Genomic DNA, 12,899 nt, shown 5'->3' on the forward strand with positions numbered 1-12,899 from the left:
GCTTCAAATGGAAAGCAATCTTTTTCACCTGCAATACGCTATAGATACGTTTTATTTCCTGGTGTGCGGCGCATTAGTCATGTGGATGGCCGCCGGCTTTGCCATGCTGGAATCCGGCCTGGTGCGAGCCAAGAACACCACTGAAATCCTGACCAAGAACGTCGCACTGTTCGCGATTTCCTGCATCATGTACCTGGTCTGCGGGTACGCCATCATGTACGGCGGCAGCATCTTCCTGTCCGGCATTGCCGACGTGGACGTTGCCGGTGTGCTGGGCGACTTCGCCGGTCGTGAGGATGGCTTCGAGGGTGGTTCCATCTACTCCGGCGCATCTGACTTCTTCTTCCAGGTGGTCTTCGTTGCCACAGCCATGTCCATCGTTTCCGGTGCGGTGGCTGAGCGCATGAAGCTCTGGGCCTTCCTGGTCTTTGCGGTATTCATGACCGGCTTCATCTATCCGATGGAAGGTGCCTGGACCTGGGGCGGTGCCTCTGTGTTCGGCATGTACAACCTGGGTGACCTCGGCTTCAGTGACTTTGCCGGCTCCGGTATCGTGCACATGGCCGGTGCGGCTGCGGCCTTGGCTGGCGTGCTCCTGCTGGGTGCCCGTAAAGGCAAGTACGGCCCGAACGGCGAGATCCGCGCGTTCCCGGGTGCCAACCTGCCGCTGGCTACCCTCGGCACCTTCATCCTGTGGATGGGCTGGTTCGGCTTCAACGGCGGTTCTGTCCTGAAACTGGGCGACATCGCCAGCGCCAACTCCGTGGCCATGGTGTTCCTGAACACCAACACCGCGGCTGCCGGTGGCGCGGTTGCGGCGCTGATCACAGCCCGCCTGATGTTCGGCAAGGCCGACCTGACCATGCTGCTGAACGGTGCGCTGGCCGGCCTGGTGGTGATCACTGCCGAGCCGTCTACTCCGAGTGCCCTGACGGCGACACTCTTCGGTGCCATCGGCGGTGTCCTGGTAGTGCTCAGCATCGTGACCATGGACAAACTGCGCATCGACGATCCGGTGGGCGCCATCTCCGTCCACGGTGTGTGCGGTCTGCTCGGCCTGCTGCTGGTGCCGGTCACCAACGGTGACGTCAGTTTCAGCGGCCAGATCATCGGCGCGCTCACCATCTTCATCTGGGTCTTCGTGGCCAGCCTGGTTGTCTGGGGTATCCTGAAGGCAGTCATCGGCCTGCGGGTCAGCGAGGAAGACGAGTACGAGGGTGTGGACCTGTCCGAGTGTGGTATGGAAGCCTATCCGGAGTTTGTCAGCGGCAAGCAGTAAGGCCGCTGTGAAGGAGGGGTCAGATGAAGTCCTTCATCTGACCCCGGAGGTCGCGAATTTGAACCTGAAGTGAACACGGGGGTCAGGTGAAAGCTTTCATCTGACCCCTTCTTTATTCAGACACTCTGGTACAAGGCATCGTCAGCGTGGCGAAGATATAGAAGCAACTCCATTTGCGCCTCCTTCATACTGTCGAACGGCCCCTCCATGGTTCCCTCCCGGGTCTGGAAATACCACTGACCGTTGATCACCTCAAAACGCTTACTTCGGAACCAGTGACGTTCCTGCTCTCCCTTGCGTACATCCATAAAGACTTCCTCTACAGCTTCCTCTGGCTAAAACCAACGTGAATGATCGAAAGGCGATCACTGCCTAAAGTCTAGATCAGACTCAGGAAGTGTCTACTTTTGCGTCACGCCTCGCCGGGAATAACCGGGTCCCCCAGGGCGTCCAGCATGAACTGGGGCATGGCCAGGGCACCGTGATGAACGCCCGGGTTGTAGTAGCGGGTGACAAACGGGCGGTTACCCGCGTCTTCCTCGCGGAAGTAGCGCAGGGGGTTGGTCTTGCTGGCCATGGTGCAGCTCCACCAGCCCGTGGGATAGACCGGCTGAGGGAACGGCAAGGTCTGCACATGCTCGAAACCGGCTTTGTGCATGTCCTCATGGATCGACTTGATGATCGTGTCGGTGTGCAGCAGCGGTGATTCGCTCTGCTGCACGATGATGCCGCCTTCCCGGAGCGCCAGCATGGCATCCCGGTAGAAATCCAGGGCGAACAGGCCTTCGGCGGGGCCGACCGGATCGGTGCTGTCGATGATGATCAGATCAACGCTGTTGGGCTCGATATCACGCATCCACTGGATACCGTCACCGAAAAAGAAGTTGGCCCGGGGGTCATCATTCGCCTCACACAGTTCCGGGAAATACTTCTCGGACATGCGGGTCACCCGCTCGTCAATTTCCACCTGCCACGCTTCTTCCACCCCCGGATGCTTCAGCACTTCCTTGAGGGTGCCACAGTCACCCCCCCCGACAATGACCACTTTTTTCGGATCCTTGTGGGTGAACAGGGCCGGATGGGTCATCATCTCGTGGTACAGGAAGTTGTCACGGGTGGTCAGCATCACGCAGCCATCCAGCACCATCAGGTTGCCGAAGGTTTCGGTCTCGTAGATTTCGAGTTTCTGGAACGGCGTCTGTTCTTCATGCAGTTTCTTTTTCACCTGCAGGGAAAAAGCCGTACCCTGATCCTGAAAGACCTCGGTAAACCATCCCTCGTTCAATGCTGTCATGTGTTGCCTCCCGCTGTGCACCATGGGCTATGTTGAAAGGGGCGTATTGTAGGGCCGGGATCCCGGCCGCCAAAGCATTTATACCGTCCCGGAAGCACGTATTTTCCACATCCGGTTCTTTTAGCCAACGGATGTTGGCCCTACAATGGCGCCCATATTCCCGGCACCCGTCCGGCCCGGTTTCCTGACAGGATAGCAAGCATGAGCGAAGCCAGCGGCACCCCTGCCCACAAGGTCTACAACATCGCGCACTGGAGCGACGGTTACATTGGCGTCAACCCGCAGGGTGAGGTCCTGATAAGACCGGACCGGGGCCGCACCCGGGCTGCCATCAACCTGCCCGAACTGACCCGTAGCCTCAGCCAGTCCGGAGTGCAGCTGCCGGTACTGATCCGTTTCACAGATATCCTTCATGATCGGGTCAACACGCTTTGCAACGCGTTTAACCGCGTTGCCACGGATCAGGGCTTCCGGGGTCGCTACACTGCGGTCTACCCGATCAAGGTCAATCAGCAGCGCCGGGTGGTGGAAGAACTTCTGGCGGCAGAACCCGCCGCCTCCGCCGGCCAGATTGGCCTCGAGGCGGGCAGCAAGCCCGAACTGATGGCGGTACTGGCGATGTCCCGCCAGAACGGCTCAGTGATTGTCTGCAACGGCTACAAGGACCGTGAATACATTCGTCTTGCCCTGATTGGCCAGAAACTGGGGCATCAGGTCTTTATCGTGGTCGAGAAACAATCCGAGTTGCCCCTGATTCTGGAGCAGGCCCGGGAGCTTGAGGTGACCCCGCTGATCGGTGTCCGTGCCCGCCTGGCTACCATCGGCAAGGGCAACTGGCAGAACACCGGGGGCGAGAAATCGAAGTTTGGCCTCTCCGCCAGCCAGGTCCTGGATGTAGTGGAAACCCTGCGCGACGCCGGCGCCCTCGAGTCCCTGCAACTGCTGCACTTCCATCTTGGCTCGCAGATTGCCAACATCCGGGATATCCAGACCGGGCTGAAGGAATGCGCCCGCTTCTATGCCGAGCTTCACAGCCTGGGGGCACCCATCGGAACCGTGGATATCGGCGGCGGCCTGGGCGTGGATTACGAAGGCACCCGCTCCCGCAGCAGCTGTTCCATGAACTACAGCGTGTCGGAATACGCCTACAACGTAGTCCATGTAATCCAGGCCGAATGCGACCGCCAGGGCATTCCGCACCCCGACCTCATCAGTGAGTCCGGGCGAGCCCTGACCGCCCACCACTCGGTGCTGGTTACCAACGTCATCGACCGGGAGCAGCCAGACAACCGCACCCCCATCGAACCGGAGGCAGAAGCACCGGCGCCCCTGCACGATCTATGGCGCGACCTGGCCAGCCTTGAGGACAGCGAATCCCCCCGCTCGCTGGCGGAGATCTACCACGACGTGCTGCATGCCATGGCCGAAGTGCACAGCCAGTTTGCCCACGGCCTGCTGTCACTGACCGAACGGGCCCAGGCTGAAACCCTCTATACCCGGTGCTGCCGGCTACTCAAGAGCCGACTCGACAGCGCCAACCGCGCCCACCGGGAAATCATTGACGAGCTCAACGAAAAGCTGGCCGACAAGCTGTTCGTAAACTTCTCGCTGTTCCAGTCCCTGCCGGATGTCTGGGGCATCGACCAGATTTTCCCGGTGATGCCGATCAACGGCCTGAACCGCCCCCTGACCCGGCGTGCCGTCATCCAGGACATCACCTGCGATTCCGACGGCCGTATCGACCAGTACGTGGACGGGCAGGGTATCGAGACCACCCTGCCCCTGCCGGAAGAAAATGGCGAAGGGCCGCTGCTGATGGGCTTTTTCATGACTGGCGCCTACCAGGAAATACTGGGCGACATGCACAACCTGTTCGGCGATACCCACTCCGTGGACGTCCGGCTGGACGACCAGGGCGGTTATGCCATCGGCGAACCCATCACGGGTGACACGGTGGCCAAGGTGCTACGCTATGTGAATTTCGAGCCGGAGCAGCTGCTGGAAGCGTATCGTCGGAAGTTCTCCGCCAGCGAGTTGTCAGAAAGCCAACAGAAGGCCCTGCTGGCTGAATTGGCCGCGGGACTGGAAGGCTACACCTACCTCGAAGAATAACCACCGGTGCGTTCGGACACCCGGGCCGCAACGGAAAACTTTTCCGTTTTTTTGTGGTCTTACTGATCCGGTCCCCTCGTGCCCTCGTAAATCCTGCGACTGACAAACCCGCGACGAGTGCATAGAATGATGACCAGAACAAGCTCAAGCCATGCGACTGTCAAGGAGCGTCCGGTGACAACACTGGATCCGAAACCAGCAAAAGCCGAGGGCCGAAAGGATCCTTGGAGCCAGTTGCTGAACAAAGTGGGCAAACACCAGGACCGCGAGGCCTACCACGCACTGTTCGAGCACTTTGGTCCGCAGATCAAGTATTACGCCATGGCCAACGGCCTGGCCAGTCACGCGGAAGAACTGGTGCAGGAAGTATTTGTCTCGATCTGGCGGCGCTCCTGTCTCTATGACTGGCGCAAGGCGGCGGCCTCCACCTGGATCTTCACCATTGCCCGTAACCAACGCATCGACATGCTGCGCAAGATGCAGAGATCCAGCGCCGAGATGCTGGTTGAGACCGAGGACCTCTGGCAGATCCCCGGCGACAACGAGGATGAACCGGTTACCTCTCTGCACCGTCTTATGTCTGAGCGGCGAATCCGCGAATCACTGAGTCATCTGCCCGAGGAGCAGGTCACAGTGATTGCCAAGGTTTACATGGAGAACAAGTCCCACCAGATGGTTGCGGACGAGCTGAACATCCCCCTTGGTACGGTGAAAAGCCGGGTTCGCCTGGCCCTGAACAAGTTGAAAGTGATTTTGCAGGATCAGAACGTATGACACGGCACCATCCCGACAGCCTGACTCTCATGGAGTACAGCGCAGGAAACCTGAGCGAGCCCCATGCCCTGTGCATCCGGCTCCACCTGGATCAGTGCCCGCACTGCCGGAGCCGTGTAGACACGCTGGACAGCCTGGGCGCCGTGATGATGGAAGAGCAGCCCCGGGTCAGTGTCTCAGAGAGCATCTTCGACGACATCCTGTCGCGCATTGACAGTGAGCCCACCAGTGAACCGGCCCAACCGGCTGCGCCGAGGATGAGTGCGCTGCAGAAGCTGCTTGGGGAGGATCTGAACGAACTGCCCTGGAAAAGACAGCTGGGTGATGTCAGCGTGCTGGATATCAGCGAGAAATTTCCCGGGCAGAGCGAACAGGTGGTTTTACAGAAGCTGGTAGCCGGAGGCAAAGCGCCGGCTCACACCCATCGGGGCAATGAAACCACAATTGTCCTGCAGGGCGCGTTCGCTGACCAGAATGGTGTGTTCAACCAGTGGGATTTCGTCGTGCTCAATGAACAGGACGAGCACAAGCCCGTTGCGGTTGGGTGTGAGGACTGCATTACGTTGTCTGTGCTCAGCGCTCCGGTGAAATTGACCGGCACGTTTACCCGCCTTCTCAACCCCTTTATCCGATAGCTAGCTACCCTCATATCTCGCACCGCTTCGCGCTTCGGGGCGGTGCAAAATCCAACTTCACCAGGGCAACTCGCTGCCATCCCAACTATAGAAACGACCGTTACTCCCCTCCTCCAGTGATCCGATCACCCTCAACAGATTGGCCGCAGTTTCCCCGGGCTTGTGCACCTGCAGACTCGCCAGTGACTGCTGGAATGGCTCGCTGAGTCCCGATTCGGTTGTACCGGGATGCACGGCAACGCAGCTCACGGGCCGACACCGCCTTGGTAACTCAACAGACAGGTTCCTGACCAGCATATTCAGGGCGGCCTTCGAACAACGATAGGCGTACCACCCGCCAAACCGATTGTCTTCAATCGACCCCACCTTGGCGGAAATAGCCGCAATCCGCTTGAACCGGCGATGTCGCAAATAGGGGATAGCCGCCCGCATCACAGTACCAAAACCGGTGCAGTTGACGGCAAAGGAGCGCGCCATCGCCTCGACCTCAAGCTCCTCTATCCGTTTCTCGGGAAAGACCTCGCTGTCATGCAGCAGGCCGGCAGTATAGATCACGGTGTCCAGCTCGCCATCCCGCCCCAGCATCTCCGCCAGGCTAGTACCAAGTTCTTCCACGCTGCTTGTCTGGGCGTCCCAGTGCGCCAGTCGCAAGCGACTGTCCGGAATCCGTTCCCGCAGCGCATCCGGATTCCGGCACAGACCCAAAACGGTCCGTTCCGGATCCGTGGCCAGTAACTGGCTCGCCACCGCAGAACCAATCGCCCCGCTGACGCCTGCAATCAAAACCTGCTTCATGATGAGCTCCAACTGACTGAAAAGATTATCAAAGGGTTTTCGGAAAAACCCATTGATCGAACCCAACAGGTCGATACGTTTTTTTTATGAAGTTGCGCTACTTTTTTGTCCGATCAGTGAAGACCAAAGCGTTCAAACAGTCGTATGAATCACCAGTTTGAAGACGAGTACCGGGCTGCGAGGCCCGGAACAATCATATCCAGTCTGACTGACCTGAAAACGACGAGGAGAGCGTCCATGCAATACCAGGCACCCGCGAATGACCTTCGCTTCCTGCTGTTTGATGTCCTGGGAGCAGACAAGCTGCACGAGCTGGAAAAGTACGCCGACGCCACCCCGGACCTGATGTCCGCGGTGATTGACGAGGCCGGCAAGCTGGCAGCGGAAGTCATCCAGCCCACCAACCAGACCGGTGACCGGCAAGGCTGTCAGTACAATCCGGAAACCCGGAGCGTGACAACACCCGATGGGTTCAAAGAGGCCTACCGCCAGTTTGTTGAAGGCGGCTGGACCGCCCTCGACGCGCCCCTGGAGTTCGGCGGCCAGGGACTGCCCCACACACTCAAGTTCGTGGTGGATGAAATGGTGTGCTCCACCAACCTGTCCCTGGGCATGTATCCGGGCCTGACCCACGGCGCCATCAGCGCCCTTTATGCCCATGGTTCCGGGGAACTCAAGCAGACCTATCTGGACAAGCTGATCTCCGGTGAGTGGACCGGCACCATGTGTCTGACCGAGCCCCAGTGCGGCACGGACCTGGGCCTGATCCGTACCCGCGCCACACCCAACGATGACGGCAGCTACAGCCTGGAAGGGACCAAGATCTGGATCACCGGCGGTGAACACGATCTGGTCGACAACATCGTACACCTGGTTCTGGCCAAGCTGCCCGGTGCGGCGGATACCACCAAGGGCATTTCCCTGTTCGTGGTACCCAAGTTCCTGCCGGATTCCGGCGAGCGCAACCCGGCCTTCTGTGGCGGGCTCGAGCACAAGATGGGTATCAAGGGCTCCGCCACCTGTGTGATGAACTTTGAAGGCGCCAAGGGCTGGCTGGTGGGCGAACCCAATGACGGCATGCGGGCCATGTTCACCATGATGAACGAGGCCCGCCTCATGGTCGGCATGCAGGGGCTTGGCCTTGCGGAGATGGCTTACCAGGAGAGCCTCGGCTTTGCCCGGGAGCGGCTGCAAAGCCGGTCCCTCAGTGGACCGAAGAATTCGGACGGCCCGGCCGATCCAATCATTGTGCACCCGGATGTACGGCGCATGCTGATGCGTCAGAAAGTGCTGAATGAAGGGATGCGTGCCCTCGCCCTGTTCACCGGCCATCAGCTCGACCTGTCCGTGGCCCACCCGGATGCCGGACTCCGCGAGTCCGCAGACGACCTGGTGCAGCTGTTGACCCCTGTGGTCAAGGCGTTCCTTACCGACGAGGGCTTCAATAACGCGAACACCGGTCTGCAGGTCCTCGGCGGCTCCGGCTTCACCACCGACTGGCCTCTGGAGCAGCTGGTGCGTGACGGACGCATCGCCCGCATCTACGAGGGCACCAATGGCATCCAGGCCATGGACCTGGTGGGCCGCAAGCTGTCGCTGAAAGGCGGCCAACTGGTGCGCACCCTGTTTGCGGTACTTACCGGTTACCTCAAGGACAACCCGGAAGCGCCCCATCGGGAGCGACTGAAAGACGCGGTCAAGGCACTCGAACAGGCCACGCTATGGCTTGCCAACAATGCCCCCAAAGATCCGGAGCAGGCTGGTGCGGCAGCGACACCCTACCTGCGCCTGATGGCCCTGACTGTGATTGGTTACCTGTGGTCACGTATGGCCGGCGTCGCCGGCGAGCAACTTGCCAGCGGTGGGGGCAACAAGCCGTTGCTCGAAGGCAAGCAGGTATCCGCTCGCTTTTATTTCGACAAGCTGCTGCCGGAAATCGACTGGCTGCTCAGGGATATCGAGAGCGGCAAGGACAGTCTGATGGCGTTCTCCGACCACCATTGGATGGCCTGACCGTCTGACCGGAAATGACCGGCAAATGGCACGTTGTGACCTTCTCTCGGGTCTGATGAAAATCAATAATGGAGCCGTTGATTAGTGTCTCTGAACTAGTCCGGCCCATGTCCTGCTCGGACAGGGCCATCTTCAAGGCCACGCCCCCGCGTGGCTCTTTTTTATGCCTGCTTTTCGTCTCCCTTCGATGCCTGGGTTACAATTGCGTCCTTTGATTCGCGCCGGCAAGGACCGGCTACTGACGGAGGCTGAATGTCCGAGGACGATTATGCTTTTCGTTTCGGGGGGATCGAGCGGCTCTATGGCCGCCGTGCCCTGGACGCATTCCGGAATTCACACATCGCCATCATCGGCCTCGGGGGTGTCGGTTCATGGGCCGCAGAGGCTCTTGCCCGCAGCGGTATCGGTACCCTGACGCTGATCGACATGGATGACATCTGTGTATCCAACACCAACCGGCAGCTACACGCCCTGGAGGGACAATATGGTCGCACCAAGACCGACGCCATGGCCGAACGCCTGAGGACCATCAACCCCCATGCCGAGGTACGGGTTCATTTTGGCTTTCTGACCCCCAAGAATGTCGCCGAACTGGTTACCCCCGAGATGACCGGAGTGGTGGATGCCATCGACAGCGTCAAGGCCAAGGCCGCCCTGATCGCCCACTGCCAGCGACGCAAGCTTCTACTGGTCTGTGCCGGCGGAGCCGGTGGCCAGATGGATCCGACCCAGATCCAGGTGGCCGACCTTGCCAAAACCACCCAGGACCCGCTGCTTGCGAAGGTCCGCAACCTGTTACGGCGGGAATACGGTTTCTCCCGCAACCCCAAGCGGCGATTTGGCGTAGAGGCCGTATACTCACTTGAGCAGCTCACGTATCCTGCGGGAGATGGTGAAGTGTGCCTGCAGAAACCGGCCAGCAACGGCCCGGTCCGGCTGGACTGCGCCTCCGGCTTCGGGGCCGCCAGCCCGGTGACCGCCAGTTTCGGGTTTATCGCGGCCTCGCGCCTGCTCAACCGTATTGCCCGGCGCGCCAACCTGTAATTCAAAGGACCTGAAAACCTATGCCTCTCAGCACTGTCATGGTTCTCGCCAGCATCGGCGTTCTGTCCCTGTTCTGCCAGTGGCTGGCCTGGCGGGTGCGAATGCCGGCTATCCTGTTCCTCCTGGCCGGCGGTATTGCCGCAGGACCGCTCTTCGGCTTCCTGGCACCAGAACAGGTCTTCGGGGACCTGCTGTTCCCGGTGATCTCACTGGCGGTGGCCATCATCCTGTTCGAGGGCAGTCTGACTCTGCGCTACGAGGAAATTCGCGGCCACGGCAAGATGGTGCGCAATCTGGTGCCGGTCGGCTCCATCGTCACCTGCATCATCGGCACCCTGGTGGCCCGTTGGGCCCTCGAGGTATCCTGGGAAGTGGCACTGCTGTTCGGTGCAATCTCCATCGTTACCGGCCCTACCGTGATTGCGCCCCTGTTGAGATCGGTCCGTCCGAAGTCCAAACTGGCCAACATCCTTCGCTGGGAAGGCATCATCATCGATCCGGTGGGCGCGCTCCTCGCAGTGCTGGTATTCGAGGGCATCGTCTCCTGGGGTCAGGGCAACGTTTTCAGCCACTCCCTCTATATCTTCGGGAAGACCCTGCTGGTGGGTTTTCTTATCGGGGCGGTTGCCGGCTATCTCAACGGCCTGGTGCTGCGCAAACACTGGATTCCCCAGTACCTGCACAATGCGGGCACCCTGACCTTCATGCTCGGTGTCTACGCCATTTCCAATGAACTGGCCCACGAGTCCGGTCTGCTTACCGTCACCATCATGGGTATCTGGATGGCCAACATGAAGCGGGTACCCATCGACAGCATCCTCGAATTCAAGGAATCCCTCAGTGTCCTGCTGATCTCCGCCCTGTTCATCATCCTGGCCGCACGGGTGGAATTCTCGGCCATTGCAGAGCTGGGCTGGGCCCTGGTGGTGGTTCTGGCCGCCCTGATGCTGGTTGCCCGCCCATTGAGCATTTTTCTGTCGGCCATCGGCACCGAACTCAACCTCAGGGAAAAGCTGTTCCTGAGCTGGATAGCCCCCCGCGGTATCGTGGCGGCCGCGGTTTCAGCGCTGTTCGCTTTCCAGTTGCAGAAACTCGGCTATGACAGTGCCGGCACACTGGTGCCGCTGGTATTCATGCTGATCATTGCCACGGTCACCCTGCAGAGCCTGACCGCTCGTCCTCTGGCGAGGCTGCTGAAGGTCGCGGAACCGGCCGAATTCGGCTTCCTGATCCTGGGCGCCAACAATGTCGCCCGAATGATTGCCCATGCACTGAAGAAGCATGAGGTGCCGGTCACCCTGGCCGATACCAACTGGGAGAATGTTCGCCAGGCCCGGATGGACAATCTGCAGGTTTACTTCGGCAATCCGGTGTCCGAACACGCCTCGACCCACCTGGACCTGACCGGCATTGGCAAACTCTTGGTCATTTCCCCATATAAGCACATGAATTCACTGGCCACGTATCATTTCCTGGACTGGTTCGGGAAGAACTGTGTGTTCAGTCTGGCCGAGGGAGACCAGGACCAGAAGGCGCGCCACCAGACGGCAGAAAAGATCCAGATGACCCGGGGTCTGTTCGATGGCGTCAGCTACGCAAAGCTGGCCAGCCTGGCCAGCCAGGGCTACACGGTGAGAACCACCCAGTTGAGCGAGGAATTCAGTTACGAGGATTTCCTGGAGAAATACCAGCGCCAGGCCCTGGTACTGTTCGTGTTTGATAGCAAGGGTTACATCTCGCCGGTTTGCAAGATGGACGACCTGAAACCGGAGGAGGACTGGGTACTGATCAGCCTGGTACCGCCTCAGCCGCAAAAGGAACGCAAGGAGAAAAACAACGGCGGAAAAGCCGCGAAGGCGGAGACGGAAAACTCCGCGAACGCGGAAGAAAAGGGCTGAGGGCTCCGGCCCTCAGCGGCAATCCAGCACCAGTTTGCCGCGAACATGTCCGCCCTCAAGCGCTTCGTGGGCTTCCCGCACCTGATCGAGGGTAAATCTGCCGTCAACGTGCACCCGCACATCGCCGTCCTCGATCAGCTCGGCGATCTCCTCCAGGTGAAAGACATCCGGACGCACGGTCATACCGTGGGCCCGCAGGCCCATCTCTTCGGCGGTGCTGATAATCTCATCAGCCGTCACGGTGGGAATGGTCACCAGAACACCGCCCTCACCGAGCGTATGCAGTGACCGCTTGCCCACATCTCCGCCCATCAGATCCAGCACCATGTCCAGGCCATAACATTCATCGGCGAAATCGGTGGTGTGGTAATCGATCACTTCATGAACGCCCAACTCCGCGAGAAAGTCACGGTTTCGCGCGGAGGCGGTGGCAATCACATGAGCACCCCGCTCCAGGGCAAACTGGACTGCAAAATGGCCAACCCCACCGGCACCGGCGTGAATCAGGATTTTCTGTCCGGATTCCAGCTTGCCCATCTCGAACAGCCCCTGCCAGGCGGTCAGTGCCGCCAGGGGCACACCTCCGGCCGCTACCAGGTCGAGTTCCTCCGGCACGATCGCCAATTCATCGGCTGCGGCCAGGGCATACTCGGCGTAGCCTCCGCCGGCGGCCGGGAACCCCACCATGCCCATCACGCGGTCACCGGGTGCCAGGGTGGTAACTCCGTCGCCCACAGCAACCACCTCGCCGGCCACATCATAGCCGGGCGTCCAGGGCAGCGAGTTCTCGATCTGGCGCGCCGCAAAACCCAGACCCTTGCGAGTCTTCCAGTCAATGGGATTCAGACCGGCACCGTGAACCCGAACTACCACCTGCCCTTCATCCGGTTCCGGCACCGGGCTTTCCACCACCTGCAGAACATCCCGTTCACCAAAACGGTCATAAACCACGTGGCGCATGGAAGTGTCGATTTTGTTTTCGTTAGTGGATTCCATGGGTCTCTCCAGACATCGGTGGTAACAATCGATAGTAACTGTCGGTGCTTACAGAGGCA

The 12,899-nt window shown here is 59.9% G+C and carries 11 protein-coding genes; 7 read left to right on the forward strand and 4 right to left on the reverse strand.

Going from position 1 to position 12,899, the window contains the following annotated elements; all coding sequences use genetic code 11:
- The first annotated feature begins 7 nt into the window (after nucleotides 1–7).
- Nucleotides 8–1,279: an ammonium transporter gene (locus tag ACQUTG_RS10340; RefSeq protein WP_428919325.1), complete on the forward strand. Its 1,272-nt coding sequence runs from the start codon at nucleotides 8–10 to the stop codon at nucleotides 1,277–1,279.
- 116 nt (nucleotides 1,280–1,395) lie between these two features.
- Here ACQUTG_RS10340 and ACQUTG_RS10345 read toward each other — a convergent pair whose 3' ends face one another.
- Both ACQUTG_RS10345 and speE read right to left on the reverse strand, forming a co-directional pair.
- Nucleotides 1,396–1,587, reverse strand: a complete 192-nt coding sequence (locus ACQUTG_RS10345) for a DUF6316 family protein (protein WP_410329209.1) — start codon at nucleotides 1,585–1,587, stop codon at nucleotides 1,396–1,398.
- Nucleotides 1,588–1,691: 104 nt separating this feature from the next.
- Nucleotides 1,692–2,573 carry a polyamine aminopropyltransferase gene (gene speE, locus ACQUTG_RS10350; RefSeq protein ID WP_428919326.1) on the reverse strand — a complete coding sequence of 294 codons (882 nt, stop codon included), beginning with the start codon at nucleotides 2,571–2,573 and terminating at the stop codon, nucleotides 1,692–1,694.
- A 201-nt stretch (nucleotides 2,574–2,774) separates the two neighbouring features.
- Here speE and speA point away from each other — a divergent pair, with 201 nt between their 5' ends.
- The 3 genes from speA to ACQUTG_RS10365 all read left to right on the forward strand — a co-directional run bounded on the left by speA (nucleotide 2,775) and on the right by ACQUTG_RS10365 (nucleotide 6,094).
- On the forward strand, nucleotides 2,775–4,685 hold the full coding sequence (gene speA / locus ACQUTG_RS10355; RefSeq protein ID WP_428919327.1) for a biosynthetic arginine decarboxylase: 1,911 nt from the start codon (nucleotides 2,775–2,777) through the stop codon (nucleotides 4,683–4,685).
- A gap of 174 nt (nucleotides 4,686–4,859) precedes the next feature.
- Nucleotides 4,860–5,459, forward strand: coding sequence for a sigma-70 family RNA polymerase sigma factor (locus ACQUTG_RS10360; RefSeq protein ID WP_113863574.1), 600 nt, complete (start codon nucleotides 4,860–4,862; stop codon nucleotides 5,457–5,459).
- Nucleotides 5,456–6,094: a ChrR family anti-sigma-E factor gene (locus ACQUTG_RS10365; protein ID WP_428919328.1), complete on the forward strand. Its 639-nt coding sequence runs from the start codon at nucleotides 5,456–5,458 to the stop codon at nucleotides 6,092–6,094. The genes ACQUTG_RS10360 and ACQUTG_RS10365 overlap by 4 nt, the downstream gene beginning before the upstream one ends.
- Nucleotides 6,095–6,151: 57 nt before the next feature.
- On the opposite strand, the gene ACQUTG_RS10370 is transcribed toward ACQUTG_RS10365, so the two are convergent.
- A complete protein-coding gene (locus ACQUTG_RS10370) occupies nucleotides 6,152–6,889 on the reverse strand; it encodes an SDR family oxidoreductase (protein WP_428919329.1) in 738 nt (245 codons plus the stop codon).
- 237 nt (nucleotides 6,890–7,126) lie between these two features.
- Between ACQUTG_RS10370 and ACQUTG_RS10375 the strand changes: the two genes are divergently transcribed.
- The 3 genes from ACQUTG_RS10375 to ACQUTG_RS10385 all read left to right on the forward strand — a co-directional run bounded on the left by ACQUTG_RS10375 (nucleotide 7,127) and on the right by ACQUTG_RS10385 (nucleotide 11,844).
- Nucleotides 7,127–8,902 (forward strand): acyl-CoA dehydrogenase C-terminal domain-containing protein, encoded by a 1,776-nt coding sequence (locus ACQUTG_RS10375; protein WP_428919330.1) that lies wholly within the window; start codon nucleotides 7,127–7,129, stop codon nucleotides 8,900–8,902.
- A 252-nt stretch (nucleotides 8,903–9,154) separates the two neighbouring features.
- Complete coding sequence (gene tcdA / locus ACQUTG_RS10380) at nucleotides 9,155–9,946, forward strand: tRNA cyclic N6-threonylcarbamoyladenosine(37) synthase TcdA (RefSeq protein WP_428919331.1); 792 nt, start codon at nucleotides 9,155–9,157, stop codon at nucleotides 9,944–9,946.
- A 20-nt stretch (nucleotides 9,947–9,966) separates the two neighbouring features.
- Nucleotides 9,967–11,844, forward strand: coding sequence for a cation:proton antiporter (locus tag ACQUTG_RS10385; RefSeq protein ID WP_428919332.1), 1,878 nt, complete (start codon nucleotides 9,967–9,969; stop codon nucleotides 11,842–11,844).
- Between the two features lie 12 nt (nucleotides 11,845–11,856).
- Here the strand turns inward: ACQUTG_RS10385 and ACQUTG_RS10390 are convergent, their stop codons facing one another.
- The gene (locus ACQUTG_RS10390) at nucleotides 11,857–12,840 is read right to left on the reverse strand and encodes an NADP-dependent oxidoreductase (protein ID WP_428919333.1); all 984 of its coding nucleotides are present in this window, start codon (nucleotides 12,838–12,840) and stop codon (nucleotides 11,857–11,859) included.
- Between the last annotated feature and the right edge of the window lie 59 nt (nucleotides 12,841–12,899).

The sequence above is a fragment of the Marinobacter sp. DUT-1 genome (assembly GCF_050379415.1).
Lineage (GTDB): Bacteria > Pseudomonadota > Gammaproteobacteria > Pseudomonadales > Oleiphilaceae > Marinobacter.

What these genes read in the sequence shown, in the direction of transcription:
- ACQUTG_RS10340 (WP_428919325.1), top strand. Translation starts at nt 8, where the DNA reads ATGGAAAGCAATCTTTTTCACCTGCAATACGCTATAGATACGTTTTAT.
- ACQUTG_RS10345 (WP_410329209.1), bottom strand. Translation starts at nt 1,587, where the DNA reads ATGGATGTACGCAAGGGAGAGCAGGAACGTCACTGGTTCCGAAGTAAG.
- speE (WP_428919326.1), bottom strand. Translation starts at nt 2,573, where the DNA reads ATGACAGCATTGAACGAGGGATGGTTTACCGAGGTCTTTCAGGATCAG.
- speA (WP_428919327.1), top strand. Translation starts at nt 2,775, where the DNA reads ATGAGCGAAGCCAGCGGCACCCCTGCCCACAAGGTCTACAACATCGCG.
- ACQUTG_RS10365 (WP_428919328.1), top strand. Translation starts at nt 5,456, where the DNA reads ATGACACGGCACCATCCCGACAGCCTGACTCTCATGGAGTACAGCGCA.
- ACQUTG_RS10370 (WP_428919329.1), bottom strand. Translation starts at nt 6,889, where the DNA reads ATGAAGCAGGTTTTGATTGCAGGCGTCAGCGGGGCGATTGGTTCTGCG.
- ACQUTG_RS10375 (WP_428919330.1), top strand. Translation starts at nt 7,127, where the DNA reads ATGCAATACCAGGCACCCGCGAATGACCTTCGCTTCCTGCTGTTTGAT.
- tcdA (WP_428919331.1), top strand. Translation starts at nt 9,155, where the DNA reads ATGTCCGAGGACGATTATGCTTTTCGTTTCGGGGGGATCGAGCGGCTC.
- ACQUTG_RS10385 (WP_428919332.1), top strand. Translation starts at nt 9,967, where the DNA reads ATGCCTCTCAGCACTGTCATGGTTCTCGCCAGCATCGGCGTTCTGTCC.
- ACQUTG_RS10390 (WP_428919333.1), bottom strand. Translation starts at nt 12,840, where the DNA reads ATGGAATCCACTAACGAAAACAAAATCGACACTTCCATGCGCCACGTG.